Here is a 21,571-nt window from a genome sequence, read left to right on the forward strand (position 1 = left end):
TTTACGTGAATGGCGGCTACCGCTTGGTAAACAGCGCCATTGATTCTAAATGCCCGGTATGCGGAAACATGTCCATCATACCGAGTTTTTCCAACTGATAACCTTGCTCCAGCAAGACCTGACTGTCTCGGGCCAACGTCGCCGGATTACAAGAAACGTACACCACCTTTTCCGGGTGCAGATTAACGACATGCTGCATCACACCGGCTGCACCGGCACGCGCAGGGTCGAGCAGAATTTTATTGAATTGTTCTTGCGCCCAACTCTTTGTAGTCACGTCATCTTCCAGATTGGCCTGGTAGAATGCAGCATTGTCGCACTGATTACGCGCCGCGTTCTCCCCTGCCCTTTCCACCATTTCATCGACACCTTCAACCCCGACGACCGCCCGGGCCCGCTTGGCCAGCGGCAGACTGAAGTTCCCCAGCCCGCAAAACAGGTCAAGCACCCGGTCACCCGGCTGAAGATCCAGCCAGTCAATCGCCTGTGCCACCATCTGCTGGTTCACATCCCGGTTTACCTGAATAAAGTCTTTCGGTGAGAAAAAGAGCTGCTGGCCGTCCAGTTCATAATACGGAACCGGGCCAGAAATGCTATCTACAGCATCGGACGTTGGTGCCAGGTATAACATTAGCTGGTGCTGGTCAGCAAACTGACGGAGTGCCGTCATGTCTGTGTCAGAAAATGGCTGCAGGTGACGAATCAACACAACCCGGCCGTTGTCGGCCTCCACCAGTTCCACATGGCCAAGATGCCTGCGCCCTTTAAGCGACGTCAGCAGTTCGCGCAGCGCCGGTAACAGCGCGTTGAGAGATTCAGCCAGAACCGGACAATGCGCCACATCGACAATGTCTTTGCTCTGTTTTTTACGGAACCCGATTTGCAGGCCGTTACCCGCCGGCATCACGCTAAACCGGGCACAACGGCGGTAGTGCCACGGCTGGCTGACAATCGGCGCAACCTGTTCAATGCTACCCGCCTTAGCAAATTTGCCCATCAGTTCACCCAGCGCCTGCTGTTTGGCCGCGATTTGCCCCTCATGGGACAGGTGCTGCAGATTACAGCCACCGCACTGCGCATACAGCGGACAGGCCGGTTTCACCCGAGACGCACTGTCATTCAGCCGACGCATCACTTTGCCGCGGGCAAACTGTTTTTTGTCCTCGGTTAACTGAATAACCACCTTTTCTCCCGGCAGGGCTTCGGGAACAAACACCGGCTTGCGATCGAGGTGGCCGATACCCGCCCCCAGGTGATCCAGACGGCTGATAGTGATTTCTTTGTGTTTGGTATCAGTTAATTTTCGTTTCTGAGGCTTGAAAAAGCGTGCCATTGTTTCGGACTCACGGATCAGATTCGCCAAACTGAGTGATATTTCCGACAGTTTGGAATTCGTTGATTGTCGAACAGCCTTGGTTTCATTAAGCTAACGACCATAGTTGGGCGACAATTCTCCCACAGAATCGCATTCTTGTAATTAAGAGAACCATGACCAAATATGGACTTCGTGCCAGGGTATTCACCCTGACATTAGCACCGACGCTGATTATTGGCCTGCTTTTGAGTGCCTTTTTTACCATGAGCCGCTATCGCGATCTGGAGCATCAGCTGATCTCAACCGGTGCCAGCATCATCGAACCCCTGGCGATCTCCACGGAATACGGCATGGCCGATCACAACCGGGAGGCAGTTCGTCGCCTGATCAGCTACGCCCACCGCAAGCATTCCCAGATTGTGCGCAGCATTGCGGTCTTCACCAACAATAACGAGCTGTTTGTCACCTCAAACTTTCACCGCAATTTCGAAGCCTTGATGTACCCGGACGACCAGCCGTTCCCGATGCTGCTTGAAACCCAGCTCAATGAGAACAACCTGATTCTGCGGGCACCGATCCTGCGCGAGGGCCAGTTTAACAACTCCTCCTTGCCGGGCTATCAGGCAGAAACGCTGGGCTATATCGCGCTGGAGCTGGATCTCAGCGCCCTGCGTCTGCAGCAATACCAGGAAATTTTCACCGCGCTGATGGTGCTGCTGTTCGGCCTGACTCTCTCGTCGCTGTTTGCCTACCGCCTGATGAAAGACGTGACCCGGCCTATCTCCCACATGGTGAGCGTGGTCGACCGGATCCGCCGCGGTCACCTTGATGTCCGGATTGAAGGCCAGTTACTGGGCGAACTCGACACCCTGAAAAACGGGATCAATGCGATGGCCATATCGCTGTCGGAATACCACATTGAAATGCAGCAGAGTATTGACCAGGCGACCTCGGATTTACGGGAAACCCTGGAGCAGCTGGAAATCCAGAACGTCGAACTAGATATTGCCAAGAAACGTGCCCAGGAGGCCGCCCGGGTTAAATCGGAATTCCTTGCTAACATGTCCCACGAGCTACGTACCCCGCTGAACGGGGTCATCGGCTTCACCCGTCAGATGCTCAAGACCCGGCTCAGCACCAGCCAGCAGGACTACCTGCAAACCATTGAAAAATCAGCTAACAATCTACTGACCATCATCAATGACATCCTCGACTTCTCGAAACTTGAGGCAGGTAAGCTGCTGCTAGAAAACATTCCGTTCGACTTCACCGATGCACTTGATGAAGTCATGAAACTGCTGGCTCCAAGTGCTCATGAGAAAGGTCTGGAGCTAACTCTGAAAGTCGATAACCGGATTCCGACCGGCCTGATTGGCGATCCGCTGCGTATTCAGCAGGTTCTGACCAACCTGATCGGTAACGCAGTGAAATTCACCGAACGCGGCAACATTGATGTCGCGGTAGAAGTGAAAGCTGACCGTGAAGAAAACATCGATCTGCAGTTTATGGTCCGGGATACCGGGATCGGGATTTCCGAACGCCAGCAGGCCCAGCTGTTCCAGGCATTCAGCCAGGCCGATGCCAGCATTTCCCGTCGTTACGGCGGAACCGGTCTGGGGCTGGTAATCACCCAGAAACTGGTCACCCAGATGGGCGGCGAGATCAGCCTGACCAGCCGCCTGCACCAGGGCTCCACGTTCTGGTTCAGCCTGCGTCTGACCAAGACCGATCTGCCGGTCTCGCAGCCTATCGACACCAGCTCACTGATGAACCGCAAGCTGCTGCTGATAGAGCCTAACATGCAGGCGGCCTCGGTGATTCAGCAACGTCTGATCCGTGCCGGCATCCATGTGACTTATCGTTCGACCATGCCGGACGAGGCTGAGCACCACGATTTTGCCCTGCTGAACCTGTCGCCGGGCGAACAGCCACCGCTGGCCAGTGTGCTGGACATGGTATTCAAGGCAGAGCAAATCAGTGACAAAGTGATTGTCACCCTGCCAACTACCGAGCTGGCTCTGTCCGAGCGGCTGCTCAATGCCGGGGTGACCGCCTGCCTGCCGAAACCGCTGGGCCACCGCAAGCTGTACGAAACCCTGGTGACCGAGCCGGATATGCTGGGCGAGCCGGAAGGTCTGCCGATTCCACAGGCGGCCCCGCGCATTCTGCCGATCACGGTCATGGCGGTGGATGATAACCCGGCGAACCTGAAGCTGATCTCTGCCCTGCTGAGCGAGCGGGTCGAGACAGTGATCACCGCCACCGGCGGCAGAAAAGCCGTTGAGTATGCCCACCAGAAGCATTTTGATCTGGTCTTCATGGATATCCAGATGCCGGAGATGGACGGCGTGACCGCCTGCCAGGAAATTCACAAGACCGAGCTTAACCACACGACACCGGTGATTGCGGTCACCGCCCATGCCATGGCCGGGGAGCGCGAACGCCTGATTAAAGCCGGGATGGACGACTACCTCACCAAACCAATTGAAGAGCCGATTCTGGAGCAGATGCTGGCCAAATGGACCAGCGCGCACGATAGCCACCCAGACAACGGGCTGGCTAACGGCACTGGCCTGACGGAAGCGCACCATCCGGAAAGCAGTACCGAACAAGCAGTCACCGCAGACCCCAATATCAGCTGGAACTGGGATCTGGCCCTCAAGCAAGCGGCTGGCAAAGAAGATCTGGCGCGGGACATGCTCCAGATGCTGCTGGATTTCATGCCGGAAGTGGAAATGCTGGTCAACGAGGCGTTGGACGGCAAGGAAATCGACCTCTGGCCGCCTATTCATAAACTGCATGGAAGCTGTGCCTACAGCGGGGTTCCGCGCCTGAAGAACCTGTGCCATAGGATTGAGACGGAGCTGAAAGCCGGAGCCAGCATCAGAGACATCGAGCCTGAGCTGTTTGAACTGGTGGATGAAATGAACAACGTCGTCAAAGCGTCAAAGCGCTACCGGCCGTAGCGCGTCGCCATTGGCCACATTCGGCAGACAGCCGACTGAACCCGGCCTCTGTCAGCCGTGATATAAAAAAAGCGAGCCCGAGGGCTCGCTTTTTGTTTGGGGTTCTTTTTGATTGGGGTTGCCATGCTGTTGGCTGGCTGCTCGTGACATATTGCCGTTGTTGGCAAACGGGAGTGATTCAGGACTCCAGAATGACGGTTGCCACGGCATATTGCTTTTCGTCAGCAATAGTCAGGTGCACATGGTTAGCCCCCATCCGTGCCGCCAGTTCCGCCGCTTTACCGGACAGGGTCAGCACCGGCTTACCCCGCTCGTCGTTACTGACGGTAAAATCCTGAAACGACACACCGCAGGCAATCCCGGTTCCCAGCGCCTTGGCGGCAGCTTCTTTCACCGCAAACCGCTTGGCCAGATAGCGCGCAGGCTGTTTCAGGCCACTGAGAATCGCCAACTCAGACGGGGTCAGCACACGCTCGGCAAACGGCGCACCACTGCGGGCATACACCGCCTCGATGCGCGCAATGTCAGCAATGTCCGTTCCCAGCCCGACAATCGCCATTAGCCGCGAGCTTCCAGCATCAGCGCTTTCATGTCAGCGACAGCTTTTTGCAGGCCATCAAACGCCGCACGGCCAATAATCGCGTGACCGATGTTCAGTTCATACAGCTCAGGCAGCGCCGCAATCGGCTTCACGTTGTGGTAAGTCAGGCCATGACCGGCATTCACTTTGATGCCCTGATCGTGCGCATAACTGGCTGCGGCAGCGATCTTCTTCAGCTCCGCCTGTTGCTCAGCTTCGGTTTCCGCATCGGCATAGTGACCGGTATGCAGCTCGATATAAGGAGCACCACATGCTACCGCCGCATCAATCTGGGTACGGTCAGCATCAATGAACAGTGACACGTTGATCCCAGCGTCAGTCAGTTTCTCGGTCGCTGCTTTGATTTTTTCCAGCTGGCCAGCCACATCCAAACCACCTTCAGTGGTCAGCTCTTCACGTTTTTCCGGTACCAGACAAACAAATTCCGGCTGGGTTTCCAGCGCAATCTGCACCATCTCGTCGGTCACGGCCATTTCCAGGTTCATGCGGGTCTGGATGGTTTCACGCAAAATGCGTACGTCGCGATCGGTAATATGGCGGCGATCTTCACGCAAATGAATCGTGATCCCGTCAGCCCCGGCGCGCTCTGCGACTTCCGCCGCATGCACCGGATCCGGGTAGCGGGTACCACGGGCATTACGTAAGGTCGCAATATGGTCAATATTCACGCCGAGTAAGATGTTGTTCATTTTCCGGTACTCCTTCCTCTAGGGATAAACAATTCCCTGCTTTTTAATGGTTTGCCGCCAAGATATGGCTTCAGGGCTATGCGGGTAAAACGCTTGGCCGCGCGCAGCTGTTCCGGGGTTTCAAACCGCCGGGCGGCAATCGCTTTTAGCTGTTCGCCGGTAAAGGTCAGTTGCCCGATAGTTAATGAGGCAATGAAGCCCCGCTGCTCGCGGTAGTTATACGTCATCGTATCTTCAACCGGCAGGCTGCTGCCAGCACAATGCAGAAAATCGATGCCATAGCCCAGATGATCGAGTAAGGCCAGTTCAAAGCGTCGCAATGCTGGCTCTGGATTCTCCGCCTGTGCCAGCTCACGCAGCACATTCAGGTAATCCAGAAACAGCACCGGGTATGGTGTATGGGTTTCCAAGACGCGAGCCAGTAACTCGTTGACGTACATCGCAGAGTACAGGATATAGCTGCGCATCGGCAAACCGATACTGATAGGTTCGGCGTAGGTCAGTACGAGCATGGAGCCGCGTCCCGACCATTTCATAAAAAGGGGCGTAAACGGTTGTAGCGCCCCTTTGAGGTTGGAGCGCTTACGGCGCGCCCCTTTTGACAGGAGGGTAATTCGGCCTGAGTCCTCGCTGAAGACATCAAGGATCAGGCTCGTCTCACTGTAAGGACGAGAGTGGAGGACAAAACAGCGCTGAAGCCCTTCCATAGCGGCCCTTACAGATCGTCAATATAGCCCAGGCTACGCAGTGCGCGTTCGTCGTCCGCCCAACCGGACTTCACTTTCACCCACAGTTCCAGGTACACCTTGCGCTCGAACAGATCTTCCATATCGAGACGGGCTTCACGGCCGATGGTTTTGATTTTATCGCCACCTTTGCCGATCACCATTTTCTTCTGGCCCTTGCGCTCAACCAGGATCAGGCCATTGATATCAAAGCCATCGGTATCTGGGTTGTAGTCAAAGCGCTCGATTTCCACCGTCACCGAATACGGCAACTCGTCACCAGTGAAACGCATCAGTTTCTCACGGATGATCTCTGACGCCATAAAGCGCTGTGAACGGTCCGTCACGTACTCTTCCGGGAAGTAGTATTCGCATTCCGGCAGGTGCTTACGCACGATCTTCTCGACCGCCTCAATGTTTGTGCCGTGCTTGGCAGAAACCGGTACTACGTCAACGAATTCCATCTTGTTCGCCAGCTCTTGAAGGTGCGGGAACAGATCGTATTTCTCTTTGACGTTATCAACCTTGTTGACCAGCAGCACGGTCGGCAGCTGAGACTTCATCAGCTTGTTGAGCACCATTTCATCGTCCGGGGTCCAGATGGTGCCATCCACCATAAACAGGACCAGTTCCACGTCGGTCAGCGAGCTGCTGGCCGCCCGGTTCATCAGACGGTTAATGGTACGCTTTTCTTCGATGTGCAGCCCGGGAGTATCAACGTAGACAGCCTGATAGCCGTCACGAGTGTCCACCCCCATAATACGGTGGCGCGTCGTCTGAGGCTTACGAGAGGTAATAGACAGTTTTTGTCCTACCAGACGGTTCAGAAGCGTTGATTTACCGACATTCGGCCGGCCAACGATGGCAATAAAGCCGCAATGTGTCTTCTCTGTCATGATTCCAACTGCTTAAGCGCAATTTCTGCCGCTGCCTGCTCTGCCTTGCGCCGACTGCCGCCTTTACCGATAACAGGCTTATCCAGGCCTGCCACTTCACACTGTACCGTGAATTCCTGATTGTGAGCTTCGCCCTGTACCTTAGTGACCGTGTAAGCCGGTAGGGGCTGACGACGGCCTTGCAGGCATTCCTGCAGGCGGGTTTTCGGATCTTTCTGGTTGATGCCCGGCTTGATCGTTTCCAGACGAGACTGATACCAGCGCAGGACAATCGCACGGACATTTTCAATGTCGCTGTCCAGGTAAATCGCACCAATAATGGCTTCCACACAGTCCGCCAGAATCGAGTCACGGCGGAAACCGCCACTCTTCAGTTCGCCCGGGCCCAGCAGCAGGTGATCGCCCAGCTCAAACTCGCGTCCAAGCTCGGCCAGGGTTTTGCCGCGTACCAGCGTGGCACGCATCCGGCTCATGTCGCCTTCGTCTACCGCCGGAAAACGGTGGTACAGATCATCAGCCACCACAAAACTCAGGATCGAGTCACCCAGAAATTCCAGACGCTCGTTGTGTGTTCCGTTGGCACTGCGGTGTGTCAGTGCCAGAGTCAGTAAATCAAGATTGTTAAATTCATAGCCCAGCTTGCGCTGGAGTCTGTTTACAGGAGTGGTCATTTTTTCCCGATCAGTTTATGCCACCGATGCGATTGAATCGCACACCGGTAGGAATCCAAGATGGAAGTGCACTGTCCGCACCTCGTTCAAACTCAAAGCTGATCCAGATCCCGACCGCTTTGCCCACCAGGTTCGCTTCAGGCACGAAGCCCCAGTAACGGCTGTCAGCACTGTTGTCGCGGTTATCACCCATCACAAAGTAGTGTCCTTCAGGCACCACCCACTCGTTCACGCCCGGACGTGGCTGGTAAGCCAGCGTGCGATCACGCTTAAGCGGATGCACCAGAATTTTGTGCTCGTGTTCACCCAGCTTTTCATCGAACTGGACCAGACGAGTCATGCCCTGGCTGAATTCACTGTCGGTCATGTCAGTCAGCGGTACCGGCTGACATTCGGCAGAGCCTTTCACCGCCACGCACAGTTGCTTGTGAGCACTGTAGCGCACGGTATCGCCAGGCAGGCCAACAACACGCTTGATGTAGTCGATATTCGGCTGAGGCGGGAATTTGAATACCACAATGTCCCCACGCTCAGGTTCACCGGTTTCCACCAGTTGGTGACGGAAGACCGGATCTTTCAGACCGTAAGAAAATTTCTCAACCAGGATGAAGTCCCCGACCAATAATGTCGGCATCATTGAACCGGATGGGATCTGGAACGGCTCATAAATAAATGAGCGAAATACCATAATTAGCGCGATCACCGGAAACATAGAGCTGGCAGATTCGACCCAGCTCGGTTGCGGTGCCACGGTCTGTAGGGTTTTAGCATCAACCTGTCCGCCGGCATTGACCGCCGCTGCCTCAATTTTTAATTGACGTTTCGGCGCCCAGATAAATTTATCCAAAGCCCAGATGATTCCGGTTACCAGCGTCGCCAGCACCAGAATAAGCGAAAAAATATTTGCCATTCTATTCCCTACTTAACTTGCTATCAGGCTGCCGCGTGTGATGAGAACGCACGCGTCCGCTCGATACGACAATGCAGCAGAGGAGCCTGCTGCATTGTCATTGTTACTAGTGTACACCGCTAATGGTAGCAATCGTTTAGAATATGCGTCCACCAATAACAATGGGTTACGAGTATTACTTATCTTTGCCCACGTGCAGAATTGCCAGGAAAGCTTCCTGAGGCAGTTCGACGTTACCGATCTGCTTCATACGTTTCTTACCTTCTTTCTGCTTCTGCAGCAGTTTCTTCTTACGGCTCACGTCACCGCCGTAACACTTGGCGATAACGTTCTTACGCAGCTGCTTAACCGTTGAACGAGCAATGATATGGTTACCGATAGCGGCCTGAATCGCGATATCGAACATCTGACGAGGAATAAATTCCTTCATTTTCTCAACCAGATCACGACCGCGATTCTGCGCATTACCTTTGTGCGTGATAATCGCCAGAGCGTCAACACGGTCGCCGTTCAGCATAATATCCACACGTACCATGTCGGATTCTTCGTAGCGCTGGAAGTTGTAGTCCAGAGACGCATAACCGCGAGAGGTCGATTTCAGGCGGTCGAAGAAGTCCAGTACCACTTCAGACATTGGAATGTCGTAAGTCAGTGCCACTTGGTTACCGTGGTAAACCATGTCTACCTGCATACCACGCTTCTCAACACACAGCGTGATGACGTTACCCAGGTATTCACTCGGCACCAGGATATTACAACGGGCAATTGGCTCACCGATTACATCGATATCATTCACCGCTGGCAATTTCGCCGGGCTGTCGACGTAAATCGTTGTGCCGTCCGTTTTCTTCACTTCGTACACTACGGTTGGAGCCGTGGTGATCAGATCCAGGTCGTACTCGCGTTCCAGACGTTCCTGAATGATTTCCATGTGCAGCATGCCAAGGAAACCACAACGGAAACCAAAGCCCAGTGCCGCCGAGCTTTCTGGCTCGTAGAACAGCGAAGCATCGTTCAGGCTCAGTTTGCCCAGTGCGTCACGGAAGTTCTCGTAGTCATCAGACGAAACCGGGAACAGACCGGCATAAACCTGCGGCTTCACTTTTTTGAAACCCGGCAGCGGTTTGTCACAACCGTTTTTCGCCAGCGTCAGGGTATCACCTACAGGTGCGCCCAGGATGTCTTTGATACCACAAACCACCCAGCCCACTTCACCGGTCTTCAGCACGTCTTTGTCTACTTGCTTCGGTGTGAAGATACCCAGACGGTCAACGCCCCAGGTCTGGCCGGTGCTCATGACTTTGATCTTGTCGTTTTTCTTCAGTGCGCCGTTCTTGATGCGAACCAGAGAAACAACGCCCAGGTAGTTATCGAACCAGGAGTCGATGATCAGCGCCTGCAGTGGTGCATCCGGGTCGCCTTCCGGTGCCGGGATCGCAGAAACGATGTTCTCAAGTACATCTTCTACACCCAGGCCGGTCTTAGCGGAACAGCGGGTCGCTTCCATCGCATCAATGCCGACGATTTCTTCAATCTCTTCGGCTACACGATCAGGATCCGCCGCTGGCAGGTCGATTTTGTTCAGGATCGGCACAACTTCCAGATCCATTTCAATCGCGGTGTAGCAGTTCGCCAATGTCTGGGCTTCCACCCCCTGGCCTGCATCCACCACCAGCAGAGCCCCTTCACAGGCTGCCAGCGAACGCGATACTTCGTATGAAAAGTCAACGTGTCCTGGGGTGTCGATAAAGTTCAGCTGATAGGTCTCACCATCTTTGGCCTTGTAATCGAGCGTCACGCTCTGGGCCTTGATGGTAATACCACGTTCACGTTCTAGATCCATGGAATCAAGAACCTGGGCTGCCATTTCACGATCGGAAAGGCCACCGCAGACTTGAATCAAACGGTCGGATAAGGTCGACTTACCATGGTCGATATGTGCAATAATCGAAAAGTTACGAATGTGCTTCATGAATTGGCGTGACTAACTCGTGATTAAAATGAATGAGACATAGAGTCCGTTTACCTTTGGCTTCGTTCCATAACCCCAAAGGTAAACCGACCCTACGATCAAGTTGGAGGATTCTACAGAATTTCGCCGCTAGTCGCTATCTTTCGGTATAGCATTTATCGCCAGGCTGGCTGAAACCGGTGTCCCCAACACGCGAATCAGGGTCGGCTGATAGGCACTGTCGCCTTCCAGGCGGGTGGCCAGACGACGCGCCAGCCATAACCCGGCCCCGGCAAATCCCAGTGCAGTCACAATCACACCCAGCTCACCGCCGCCGGCCAGCGACACAAACCACCACTGCCCGAGAATGGCACCCAGTACCAGGCCGAGCAGCGGCAACACATACACTAACAGAGCCGACTGAAGCATACTGCGCTCAGACAGCCCGATTTCAACCGTATCCCCGACGCTGGCTTTTTCCCGGGTGGCGATCGTGATTTCGTGACGCCGCCCCGGCAATGCCTTGGAGACGATGCCGGTTCCGCAACTGTCACGGGACCCACAACTGCCGCAGCTGGTCTGCTGCTGGCAACTGACGGTGATCCGCCCGGTCTCGACAGCCACTACCGTCGCCAAAGAGCGCATCATTGTGCTTTACCGCCGTCGGCAAAGACTACGGATTCTGCTACCCGCCGGGCCGTCGCAGGGGGAATATCTCCCACCACGGTGACTTCTTTGTCCTGCAGCATGTAGCTGTGCAAGGTACGACGCCCCTGACGAACCAGCTGCTCACGCACGGTAAAATGGTCAGCGGCTGAAATATAAATCGAGAAACTGAACAGCCCGTCGCTGTACATTTTGCTCTCAACCGGACGCTCGGTCATCATCAGACGATGGCGGTTGCGGGACACGGATTCAAATCCCTGCGGTAGCCAGCTGACTTTCCAGTCCAGCTCCGCCTGAGGTTGCGGCGGCAACTGAACCACGGCAGGCAGTTCCACCGTCTTCAGGCTTTTCAATACGTCGCCCACTTTGGAATTGATCACATAAGACACCGCGCGATACTGCTCCAGCGGCTCACCGTCACGGTCCAGCAAGTCGGCACGCATGACCAGCTTACTGCGGGTATCAATCCACAACAGGTAGGAGTAACGTGCCCCGTCTTTCGGCGCAATTCGCACCACATCGCAGGCGACACCGGCCTCACGGGCCCGTCCCATAGAGATAAAATCGTAGTAACTGGCCAGTTCGTCAATGTTGGTACGCATGATCGGCGGCAGAGGTGCCACCATTTTGTTGCTTTCGATCGTGAAAGGATCCAGTCCGGGCTCGAAGTAGCTGACTTCGTGCCCACGCTGAATCACTTCGCGCGGCGGGCCGCTGAGGTACACCAGATGCGCAAAAACCTCGCCATCTTCCAGCGCATGACGATAGCGCAGAGGTTCAATACTGTTTTTCTTGATTAGGATGTACGACAGCTCATAGCTGAGTTCACGGCTAGCCTCATCCATTTGATGCAACAAAGCCTCGGCCGAAGAAGCGGTTTCTTCAGCAGAGGCTTGCAATGGCATCGCAAGGCTGACCAGTGTCATCACACCGACCAGAAATCTTTTCATTTACCCGCCAACAATTTAATTCGGTTCAAGCTTAATTCGATTCAAGCAATGTACGGTCAATGGTACCGTCTTCCGCATTCAGGCGTAATTGCAGCTCATAATCCTGAAGCATAGCGTTGATACGACGGCGCTGTTCCATGACCTGCTCTTCTGTCGGACCTGCGTGACGACGGTTTACTGAATCCGCTGTCAGGCTAACCGGTTCGGCTGTACCGGCAAACGGGATGGTTTCCAGCACAGATAGCTGAGAATCACCTGCACCCAGGTTCTCTTCCCCGCCATTGTACTGCTGCACCCCAACAATCACCGCCAGCGACACACACGCGGCGACGGCCACTTGCCCTACCTGAGTAAACCAGGCTGGCAAGGTACGTTTTGCCTGCTGAGGAGATGGCTGAGTCTCGACTTCCCGCGCCTGACGTGCCGTTGCGATCTGCACCACAGGTGCTGGTTCTGCAACAGATTCAGCTACGCCGGTGTGGGCTGGCTCGTTATCCAGTGCCAGTGCAACCCTTGCCGAAATATCCCAATCCTTGTTTTGCGGTGCTTCCCCGCGCATCACATCACCAATCAGGTTGAAATGCTGCCAGGTCTGCTGGCTGTCGTCATCGACTGCCAATGCATTGATAATGCTCTGATCCAGCTCTTCGCCATCTAATAATGCCGAAATCTTTTCTTTATCAGCCATCTTGTTCACCGTTTGGCCCAACACTAACGCTGTAAAAGGGGACGAATACGTTTCTCGACCGCCTCTCGCGCACGGAATATCCGAGATCTCACAGTTCCAACCGGGCAATCCATCACTTCAGCGATTTCTTCGTAGCTCAGGCCGTCAAGCTCGCGCAACGTAATCGCTGTTTTCAGATCGTCAGGTAATGCCTCAATGGTACTGAAAACAACCCGCTTTAATTCATCAGACAACATTTGATTCTCAGGGTTCGAAATTTCTTTCAGGGCATTGCCATTTTCGAAATATTCCGCGTCGTCAGCATCCACATCCGTTGCCGGCGGACGGCGCCCCTGGGCCACCAAATAATTTTTAGCCGTATTCACGGCGATACGGTACAACCATGTATAAAAAGCACTTTCCCCGCGAAACGTCGGCAGAGCACGATACGCTTTAATAAAGGCTTCCTGAGCAACATCCGGCACATCACCGGAGTTACCGACATATCTGGCCACTAAGTTGCAAACCTTATTCTGGTATTTCATAACCAGCAAATTAAAAGCCTGCTTGTCGCCTCGCTGTACCCGCTCGATTAATACCTGATCAGTTTGCTGCTCGCTCATCCGAGCGTGTACTCCTATATCTGTTTCACTCGATATTTCATCCGTATTGGTCGTTTGCACTGCGTTAACTTCCCCATGCCTGATGCGGCAACCGCCTCGACTCAGCAAGGGGAAAGCCTGCATGCCCATTCCAAAACTTTTGATAAAACACTATGAGCGTGAGCACTATGTAAGACACGGAGGACAAAGCAAAGTTCCCCGGCGAGAAATTATTTCTCATCAATAGTGCGCGATTTTTTGACTGTGATAAAGCAATATTGGCCATTCGGCCAAAACGGGCATTATAGCGTTTCACTGCTTAGATGTGTGAATCACTGGTCAAAAATGAACAATTTGGACAGAATTTGCTAAGATGGCGTGACTACCACAGGGATATGAAATCATTATGAACGAAAACCGCGAACATCAATGTGATGTGCTTGTGATCGGAAGTGGTGCTGCAGGACTTTCACTGGCGTTGCGTCTAGCGCCACTGGGCAAAGTGATTGTGCTGAGCAAAGGACCGCGCAGTGAAGGAGCCACCTATTATGCCCAGGGCGGCATTGCCGCTGTCTTTGATGAAGATGACAGCGTTGATTCTCACGTTGAGGATACCCAGATTGCTGGCGCCCACTTATGTGACGAGGACGTGGTGCGGTTTATCGCCGAAAATGCCAAGCACTGTGTGCAATGGCTGATTGACGGCGGAGTACCGTTTGATCGTGAAGACAGCGGCGACAGCGACCAGCCTCGCTATCACCTCACCCGCGAAGGCGGCCACAGCCACCGCCGTATTCTGCATGCCGCAGATGCCACCGGCATGGCAGTGCAGACCTCTCTGCAGGAAAATGTCCTCAACCATCCCAATATTGAAGTGCTTGAACGCCACAATGCACTGGATCTGATCACCAACCAGAAACTGGGCCGCACAGAGCAGCCTAACCGGGTATTGGGTGCCTATATCTGGAACCGGAATCGGGAAGCGGTTGAAACCGTGCGCGCTAAATTCGTCGTGCTGGCGACCGGCGGTGCCTCCAAAGTTTATCAGTACACCTCTAACCCGGATGTTTCATCCGGTGACGGCATCGCAATGGCCTGGCGCGCAGGCTGCCGGGTCGCCAACCTGGAATTCAACCAGTTCCACCCAACCTGCTTGTATCACCCGGAAGCCCGTAATTTCCTGCTGACCGAAGCCCTACGCGGCGAAGGTGCCTATCTGCGTCGTCCGGACGGCAGCCGCTTTATGCCGGACTTCGATGAACGCGCCGAGCTGGCCCCGCGTGATGTGGTGGCAAGGGCTATCGACTTTGAGATGAAACGTCTCGGTGCCGATTGCATGTACCTGGATATCAGCCACAAACCGGCTGATTTCGTGGCCAAGCATTTTCCGACCATTTACGAGAAGCTGCTGACGTTTGGCATCGATATTACCAAAGAGCCTATCCCTATCGTTCCGGCTGCACACTATACCTGCGGGGGTGTCGTGGTGGATAAATCCGGCAAAACCGACCTGGATGGCCTCTACGCGATCGGGGAAGTGAGCTACACCGGCCTGCATGGTGCCAACCGCATGGCTTCCAACTCGTTGCTGGAATGCGTGGTGTATGCCTGGGCAGCGGCAACCAGCATCGCCGAGCAACTCGATCAGGTCAGCCTGCCGGACAGCCTGCCGGGCTGGGATGAAAGTAAAGTCAGCAACTCTGATGAAGAAGTCGTGATTCAGCACAACTGGCACGAACTGCGCCTGTTCATGTGGGACTACATGGGGATTGTCCGTACCACCAAGCGTCTGGAGCGGGCGATGCGCCGGATTCAGTTACTGCAGGATGAGACCCACGAGTACTACAGCAACTTCCGGGTGTCGAACAACCTGCTGGAGCTGCGTAACCTGCTGCAAGTTGCCGAGCTGATGGTTCGCTGTGCGTTGGAACGAAAAGAAAGTCTGGGGCTGCATTACACCCTGGATTACCCGGAAGCGTCCGGTACGCCGGTTCCGACCATTCTGATCCCGGATCAGCCTTGCTGATACACCAGTCGATGATGACCAATAAAAAAGCGAGAGGCATTGCCTCTCGCTTTTTACTTTTTGCTATCCGCAGCGGGAGGCCTGCACTCAAGGCCCCTCTCTGTTGTTACTTTCTGGCTTCCGTCACCACTATCTCATGCCAGATCGCTATCTCATACCAAGCGGCTTTCTTATACCAAGCCTCTTTCTTACATACCAAACCGCTATCTCATACCAAGCAGCGATCTCACACCTGATAGCCGTTTAACCGTGCGGAACCCGCTAGACGCGGTAAACCTCGATGGCTTTTTCCAGTCCGTGCGCCTGACTGGCTACCGCCTCAGCAGCCTGGGCATTTTCATGGGCTACCGTGGAATTCAGGCTGGTGATATCCCGAATCGCCGTGACATTCTGGCCAATCTCTTCCGATACCATGCTCTGCTGCTCCACCGCTGTGGCAATCTGGGTACTGGTATCCATGATCTGCTGAATATCGGCCATGATTTGCTGAATTTTCAGCTCGGCACTGTCCGCCTGACACACACTGCTTTCACCCAGCGAACGGCAGCGGTTGATATGTTCGACCACCTGATCCGTTTGCCCTTGCAGCGAACCAATAATAGTGGTGATCTCTTCCGTCGACTGGCGGGTACGCAGTGCCAGCGAGCGAACTTCATCAGCCACCACGGCAAAACCCCGCCCCTGCTCACCGGCTCGGGCCGCCTCAATCGCGGCATTCAGGGCCAGCAGGTTAGTCTGCTCGGCGATCGCTTTGATCACATCCAGCACTGAGCCGATGTTATCCGACAGGGTCGACAGGCTGGCCACTTCGTCACTGGCCTGGCTTAAATCCTGAGACAGCACACCGATTTGCTGTTTGGTCGCACTGACCTCTGCCAGCCCGGCTTCCGCTCCGCGATAGCAGTTATCGGCATTGGCCGCGGCCGTTTCAGTGTTGGCCGCGATATCACGAATTGTCACCCCCATCTCGGTGATTGCCGTTGCGACAGAGTCCGTTTCACCCTGTTGCTGCAGCATTGCCTGCTCCGAGTCCTGACTGCGTTGTTGCAATTGCACTGACGCCGGGCCCAGTTCCGTGATCGCGGTTTGCACTTCACCTATCAACTTGCGCAGGTTTGCCAGCAGGTAGTTGAAATTCGCAGCAATGTCCGCCAATTCATCATTACCTTGGGTGTCAGCCGTTTTACGCAGGTCGTGGCTGGCAGCAATTTCACGCATCAAATCGCCCAGTGAAGACAGCCGTTGCTGAATCGAACGACTGATCCAGCCGGACAGCACGAGCAAAGCAATGACCACCAGCACAACCGCTGCCAGGGTCGCAGTGACGGTTGTCCGCTGCGCGGTGACCACTTCTTCGCGCAAATGGGTTTTCAGACCGGCAAAGGTACTTTCGACCTGATGGGAGTAGCTGCGGATTTCTCCGCGCAGTCCGCTGTTATGGTCGAGGCCAATCATACGCAACTGATCAAGAACACGGCGGGCAACCATCTCATACTGGGTAAACGCGGTGCCCATTGCCGGCATCAAACGTGGCTGCAACTGAGTCAGCAGGGTCTGGAATTCATCGGCATTTTGCGGGCTGGCATCCAACACCAGCATTTTGCCCGCCAAAGTCAGGCGAAAAACCGTGTCATAGTGTTCAGGATAGGCTCCGGCAGCATTGACCAGCGCAGAAGCGGAAGCAAAAAACGTTTTCAGCATGCCCTGCTCATGACTCAGCCCCAGTTGCTGATAGGCCGCGATCAGGTTCATCATGCCCGTGGCATAGCTTTGCATCGCCGAAGTCAGCGTTGACTGTTCCGGCAACGCCAGATCCAGCTCGCGCACATCCTGCAGCAATGATTGTTCCAGCACCTGAAAATTCGCCAGATTTTCTTCAAACCGGGTACGGTATTTGGTGTCCATCCGCATCAGGAAATCTTTCTCGTTCCGACGCAGGTTAAGCAGCGAGACTTCCATCTCACTGACGGTTGTCACAGACTGGTTGATACGCACAACCTGTTCATTGGCCAGCCAACTCATAAACAACACAGCCGTCAGGGCGACAGCTGACAGTACTGTCAACCCGACCAATTTATGTTTTATTTTCATTGTTACCCTTTCTACTCCGTCTGACGCGTCCACAACATTGCGCCTGCTCCCTGTGTCGGCCTGCGCCGCAAATCCTGAAGCACCCAAGCGACGATTATTCGCTTAGCCTGCTTCGAACGCACATTTATCCATCAGGATGCAGTGAAAGGCGGACAAAAACAGCTGAAAATAAAGACAGGCAAGAAAGACTGACGAAAAAGGAAACAGATTAAACAGGAAGCGATATAAGACAAGAACGATGCAGGCAAAAATGATGAGAAGCCGCCGCCGACGGATAAAAGACCAAACAGTCGGCGCACTGAGAGTACCAGCCGCGAACCTCCGGATGTTGCCGCTCAGCCGTCAAGCGCATCCGGATAACGGCCGAACAGGGCCAGGCTGCGATAGGCTTCGAAATCGCAGCGATCCGGCGCGATGACCAGCCAGCGGCTACCGGCCGCGCCCTGAACCTTAAACACCATGATCCAGGCGGTACAGATTTTGGCATTCACCAACAGCCAGTCTTGCCCCTGCCAATGCAGCTTACGTCCGGCAAAAAGCTGTATCCGGCCAGAATCCTGACTGTGTGCCAGTGCCAGGTGCCACCCTTCGTGAAACAGCAACAGCAGCCATGCCACAACCAGCGAGAGCGGCACCGACAGCCACCAGGCAGAAAGCAGCAAAAGAAAAACCGCACTGGCATACAACAATGCCAGTGCGGTCATCAGTAACGCGGAAGGTCTCAGCGTAAAATCAGCGAAGCTTGCTGTTGTTGTGGGCAACAATCTTGTCCACCATGGCAGCATGTGCCGGGTTATCACTGCGGCCGTGCTGCATAACCCAGTTAAACAGATCCGGATCATCACAGGTCAGCAGAGAAACGAAGTCCAGTTGCTCCTGCTCGGTAAGTGCGTCAAAACACTCTTCAAAAAACGGCATAATGATCACGTCCAGCTCCAGCATCCCACGGCGGCATGCCCACTTTACTCGTGCTTTTTCATCTGCACTCAACATGTTACAACCTCAAGCTGATTTTCTGAGCCGGCCTGCAGCACCACAACAACAGGGTGTGGCCCCCGCCTGGCCGGTCGTTAACAATGCACCCAATACTAGCAGCCAGCCCCGCCGCCGACTATGCGCCAGCGCAAGCAAACCGCCAAGTTGAGAGCTAGGATCAATTTTCCGGCAGCATTCCCGGCATTTCATCCAGCCAGTAAACCAATTCCGACCAATAACCTCAGGTATTGATGCTGACAAATGCCAATAAGGTCTTTAACATAGCCAGAAATGATCTGTGCCAGCCCGGGCCGTCTGAAGATCTTACGGGCAGGCAGTTGGGGTCACCTATACTTGTCAATTTCACCCACCGCCGAAGCCGCATTTCAGGCTGTTTTCGTCGGTGCAGCAAATCACGGATATCCTATGAGCACCTGGTCTGAAACCTTACATTTTGACACGCTTTCATTGGCCCCAGCCGATCCTCTGCCGGCCCTGGCACTGGTTGATCTGGCCAGCTGGGCTCTGGTGACTTTGGTCGGCGACGACAAGAAATCTTACCTGCACGGTCAAGTTACCTGCGATGTGGTCTCTCTGGCTGCGGATCAGTCTACGCTGGGCGGCCATTGTGATGCCAAAGGCAAAATGCGCACCATTTTCCGTCTGTTCCATCATCATGATGGTTATGGCTTTGTTCAGCGCCGTAGCGTCATGGCCACGCAACTGCCGGAATTGAAAAAGTACGCGGTATTTTCGAAAGTAGACATTGCCGAAAGTAATGATGTGCTGCTCGGCCTGACCGGTAGCGACGCAACGGCCCGCATCGACAGCCTGTTTGGCGGTAGCGGTGATGTGCGCCCAATCCCTGGCGGTACCGCCGTCAAAGTTGATGACCAGCGTTGGTTACTGGCCGTGGAACCAGCTCAGGCACAGACCCTTGCGGAGCAGCTCAGCGACGCAATCCTGAGTGATGATACGCTGTGGGATCTGTACGACATTCGTGCCGCGATCCCTCGGGTTGACGGCGCCACAGAACTGGAGTTTATCCCGCAGGCAGTGAACCTGCAGGCGCTGGACGGCATCAGCTTTAAGAAAGGCTGTTACACCGGCCAGGAAACCGTGGCACGCGCCAAATACCGCGGCATCAACAAACGTGCGATGTACATCGTCAGTGGCCCGGCGGCACGCTGTCCGCAGGCAGGCGATGCGCTGGAGCGCAGTGTGGGTGAGAACTGGCGTAAAGGCGGCACAATTATCGCGGGTTACCTGTTCAATGACGGTACCGCGATTGCCCTGGTTGGCCTGCCAAACGATCTGGAAGAAGACACGCAGTTCCGTTTGGCGGAACAAGAGGGCATCTGGCATAAACTGCCACTGCCTTACTCACTGGAAGAAAACGCGTAAGTTATGCAAACCCCCGTCACCATTTTTCTGGATCACGAAGGGGTGGCATACCGGCTGCTGCCCCACCAGCAGCCGGCCAAAACCATTGAGGAAGCCGCCCGCGAGCGCGGGGTTGATCCCCGCCATATGGTTAAGTCTATCCTGCTCAGGGATATGAGCGGCTTTCATGTGCTGGCCTGTGTTCCGGGGCTGGCTCAGGTCGACCCGACAAAAGTCCGGGCCATGTTCGGCTGCCGCCGGATGACCTGTGCTGATGCGAGGGATGTCGAAAAAGTCACGGGACTGGTGATCGGGACAGTTGCCCCCATTGGGTTGAAACAAACGCTGCCAGTGATTTTTGATCACAGTATCACCCGCCTGCAACGGGTCAATATCAGCAGTGGTGACCGGATGGCCGGGATCGAACTCGATACCGAAGATCTGCTCCTGCTCTGCGATCCCCTGTTTGCGGATATCTGCCGCTAGGAGTGCCGGGCATGAGCAATATTAACTGGCGCGGTGTCGACCTCAACCTGCTGATCGCATTCTCAGCGTTGATGGAAACCCGCAGTGTCACTAAGGCCGCGAACAAGCTGTCGATTGGCCAGTCGGCCATGAGCCACAACCTGTCACGGCTGCGCACTCTGCTCGATGACCCGCTGTTTGAACGAAACGGCCACCAGATGATCGCCACGGCCAAAGCGCTGGAGCTGGCTCCCGTGGTCGATCTGATCCTGCAGTTGATCACGACAGAAATACTCCAGCCGGGGGCGTTTGATCCCGAGCACTACACCGGGCTGTTCAAAATTGGCCTGACCGATTACGCCGAACTGCTGTTTGCACCGGCCCTGTTTGATGCCATTCAGCAGGCGGCCCCCCGCAGCCAACTCAGCTTTTATCACGTCGATCGCAACAATTATCAGCAAGCGGCCGAAACCCACGGCATCGATGTGCTGATCGGCTCGATGACCAACCTGCCCCGAGAGTTTGACTCACAGTATCTCTATACCGAAGATCATGTGTGCCTGTTTGATGCCAAGGCGACCGGGTTGTCAGTTCCGATTGATCTGGCGCGTTATATCCAGACCCCGCAGGCGCTGGTGTCTCCGGATGGGCAGTTGGCCAGCCAGGTTGACCAGCAACTGCAGCAGCAAGGTTTTCAGCGCCACATTGCCGTTGGCTCAAGTAACTTTCTGACGATCCGCCACCTGTTGACCGGCCGCAACCTGCTGTGTGTCGTCTCGACCCTGATGGCCCGGCTTGATATGTTCAATGACAGCCTCAGCCAGTGCCCGCCACCGGTCACCATTCCCGATTTTGACATCAATATGGTATGGCTGAAGCGCAATGCCAGCCATCCGCGCCTCGCCTGGCTGCGTCAGTGTGTGCGTCAGACCATCACAGCGCGGGTCACAGAGCTCAGACAACCAGACTGACTCAATTACGAGGCGTAGTGGCCAGATCCTTATTGCTTTTCTCTTCGCTGT

General features: G+C 54.7%; 20 protein-coding genes. 5 read left to right on the forward strand and 15 right to left on the reverse strand.

Annotation, left to right across the window (positions count from 1 at the left end; translation table 11 throughout):
* Positions 1 to 16: 16 nt before the first annotated feature.
* Positions 17 to 1,333, reverse strand: a complete 1,317-nt coding sequence (gene rlmD / locus C9I92_RS17960; RefSeq protein WP_047886858.1) for a 23S rRNA (uracil(1939)-C(5))-methyltransferase RlmD — start codon at positions 1,331 to 1,333, stop codon at positions 17 to 19.
* Positions 1,334 to 1,488: 155 nt separating this feature from the next.
* Between rlmD and barA the strand changes: the two genes are divergently transcribed.
* On the forward strand, positions 1,489 to 4,281 hold the full coding sequence (barA, locus tag C9I92_RS17965; protein WP_047886857.1) for a two-component sensor histidine kinase BarA: 2,793 nt from the start codon (positions 1,489 to 1,491) through the stop codon (positions 4,279 to 4,281).
* Between the two features lie 178 nt (positions 4,282 to 4,459).
* Here barA and acpS read toward each other — a convergent pair whose 3' ends face one another.
* The 11 genes from acpS to rpoE all read right to left on the reverse strand — a co-directional run bounded on the left by acpS (position 4,460) and on the right by rpoE (position 13,630).
* Positions 4,460 to 4,840 carry a holo-ACP synthase gene (gene acpS, locus C9I92_RS17970; RefSeq protein ID WP_047886856.1) on the reverse strand — a complete coding sequence of 127 codons (381 nt, stop codon included), beginning with the start codon at positions 4,838 to 4,840 and terminating at the stop codon, positions 4,460 to 4,462.
* A complete protein-coding gene (gene pdxJ, locus C9I92_RS17975) occupies positions 4,840 to 5,571 on the reverse strand; it encodes a pyridoxine 5'-phosphate synthase (RefSeq protein WP_047886855.1) in 732 nt (243 codons plus the stop codon). Before pdxJ ends, acpS begins: the two co-directional genes overlap by 1 nt.
* Entirely contained in the window at positions 5,568 to 6,278 is a 711-nt protein-coding gene (gene recO / locus C9I92_RS17980; RefSeq protein ID WP_047886854.1) for a DNA repair protein RecO, read from the reverse strand. The genes pdxJ and recO overlap by 4 nt, the downstream gene beginning before the upstream one ends.
* Positions 6,279 to 6,286: 8 nt before the next feature.
* Positions 6,287 to 7,192, reverse strand: a complete 906-nt coding sequence (gene era, locus C9I92_RS17985; protein WP_047886853.1) for a GTPase Era — start codon at positions 7,190 to 7,192, stop codon at positions 6,287 to 6,289.
* Positions 7,189 to 7,863, reverse strand: coding sequence for a ribonuclease III (rnc, locus tag C9I92_RS17990; RefSeq protein WP_047886852.1), 675 nt, complete (start codon positions 7,861 to 7,863; stop codon positions 7,189 to 7,191). The genes era and rnc overlap by 4 nt, the downstream gene beginning before the upstream one ends.
* Positions 7,864 to 7,873: 10 nt before the next feature.
* Positions 7,874 to 8,773 (reverse strand): signal peptidase I, encoded by a 900-nt coding sequence (gene lepB, locus C9I92_RS17995; RefSeq protein WP_047886851.1) that lies wholly within the window; start codon positions 8,771 to 8,773, stop codon positions 7,874 to 7,876.
* Between the two features lie 175 nt (positions 8,774 to 8,948).
* Positions 8,949 to 10,745 carry a translation elongation factor 4 gene (gene lepA, locus C9I92_RS18000; RefSeq protein WP_047886850.1) on the reverse strand — a complete coding sequence of 599 codons (1,797 nt, stop codon included), beginning with the start codon at positions 10,743 to 10,745 and terminating at the stop codon, positions 8,949 to 8,951.
* Between the two features lie 129 nt (positions 10,746 to 10,874).
* Positions 10,875 to 11,372 carry a SoxR reducing system RseC family protein gene (locus tag C9I92_RS18005; protein ID WP_047886849.1) on the reverse strand — a complete coding sequence of 166 codons (498 nt, stop codon included), beginning with the start codon at positions 11,370 to 11,372 and terminating at the stop codon, positions 10,875 to 10,877.
* Positions 11,369 to 12,340 (reverse strand): sigma-E factor regulatory protein RseB, encoded by a 972-nt coding sequence (rseB, locus tag C9I92_RS18010; protein ID WP_047886848.1) that lies wholly within the window; start codon positions 12,338 to 12,340, stop codon positions 11,369 to 11,371. Before rseB ends, C9I92_RS18005 begins: the two co-directional genes overlap by 4 nt.
* 31 nt (positions 12,341 to 12,371) lie before the next feature.
* Positions 12,372 to 13,028, reverse strand: coding sequence for an RseA family anti-sigma factor (locus C9I92_RS18015; protein WP_047886847.1), 657 nt, complete (start codon positions 13,026 to 13,028; stop codon positions 12,372 to 12,374).
* A gap of 23 nt (positions 13,029 to 13,051) precedes the next feature.
* Positions 13,052 to 13,630, reverse strand: coding sequence for an RNA polymerase sigma factor RpoE (rpoE, locus tag C9I92_RS18020; protein WP_047886846.1), 579 nt, complete (start codon positions 13,628 to 13,630; stop codon positions 13,052 to 13,054).
* Positions 13,631 to 14,015: 385 nt separating this feature from the next.
* Here rpoE and nadB point away from each other — a divergent pair, with 385 nt between their 5' ends.
* Positions 14,016 to 15,635, forward strand: a complete 1,620-nt coding sequence (gene nadB / locus C9I92_RS18025) for an L-aspartate oxidase (protein WP_047886845.1) — start codon at positions 14,016 to 14,018, stop codon at positions 15,633 to 15,635.
* 261 nt (positions 15,636 to 15,896) lie between these two features.
* On the opposite strand, the gene C9I92_RS18030 is transcribed toward nadB, so the two are convergent.
* The 3 genes from C9I92_RS18030 to C9I92_RS18040 form a co-directional block, all read right to left on the reverse strand.
* Positions 15,897 to 17,726 carry a methyl-accepting chemotaxis protein gene (locus C9I92_RS18030; protein WP_047886844.1) on the reverse strand — a complete coding sequence of 610 codons (1,830 nt, stop codon included), beginning with the start codon at positions 17,724 to 17,726 and terminating at the stop codon, positions 15,897 to 15,899.
* Positions 17,727 to 18,061: 335 nt separating this feature from the next.
* Complete coding sequence (locus tag C9I92_RS18035) at positions 18,062 to 18,487, reverse strand: protein YgfX (protein ID WP_169776054.1); 426 nt, start codon at positions 18,485 to 18,487, stop codon at positions 18,062 to 18,064.
* Positions 18,459 to 18,719 carry an FAD assembly factor SdhE gene (locus tag C9I92_RS18040; RefSeq protein ID WP_047886842.1) on the reverse strand — a complete coding sequence of 87 codons (261 nt, stop codon included), beginning with the start codon at positions 18,717 to 18,719 and terminating at the stop codon, positions 18,459 to 18,461. The genes C9I92_RS18035 and C9I92_RS18040 overlap by 29 nt, the downstream gene beginning before the upstream one ends.
* 408 nt (positions 18,720 to 19,127) lie before the next feature.
* Between C9I92_RS18040 and ygfZ the strand changes: the two genes are divergently transcribed.
* The 3 genes from ygfZ to C9I92_RS18055 are packed head-to-tail and all read left to right on the forward strand — an operon-like array spanning position 19,128 to position 21,520.
* The gene (gene ygfZ, locus C9I92_RS18045; protein WP_047886907.1) at positions 19,128 to 20,105 is read left to right on the forward strand and encodes a tRNA-modifying protein YgfZ; all 978 of its coding nucleotides are present in this window, start codon (positions 19,128 to 19,130) and stop codon (positions 20,103 to 20,105) included.
* Positions 20,106 to 20,108: 3 nt separating this feature from the next.
* Complete coding sequence (locus tag C9I92_RS18050; protein ID WP_047886841.1) at positions 20,109 to 20,570, forward strand: aminoacyl-tRNA deacylase; 462 nt, start codon at positions 20,109 to 20,111, stop codon at positions 20,568 to 20,570.
* Positions 20,571 to 20,581: 11 nt separating this feature from the next.
* Positions 20,582 to 21,520 carry a LysR family transcriptional regulator gene (locus tag C9I92_RS18055; protein WP_047886840.1) on the forward strand — a complete coding sequence of 313 codons (939 nt, stop codon included), beginning with the start codon at positions 20,582 to 20,584 and terminating at the stop codon, positions 21,518 to 21,520.
* The last annotated feature ends 51 nt before the right edge of the window (positions 21,521 to 21,571 follow it).

This window comes from Photobacterium ganghwense, from assembly GCF_003025595.1.
Lineage (GTDB): Bacteria > Pseudomonadota > Gammaproteobacteria > Enterobacterales > Vibrionaceae > Photobacterium > Photobacterium ganghwense.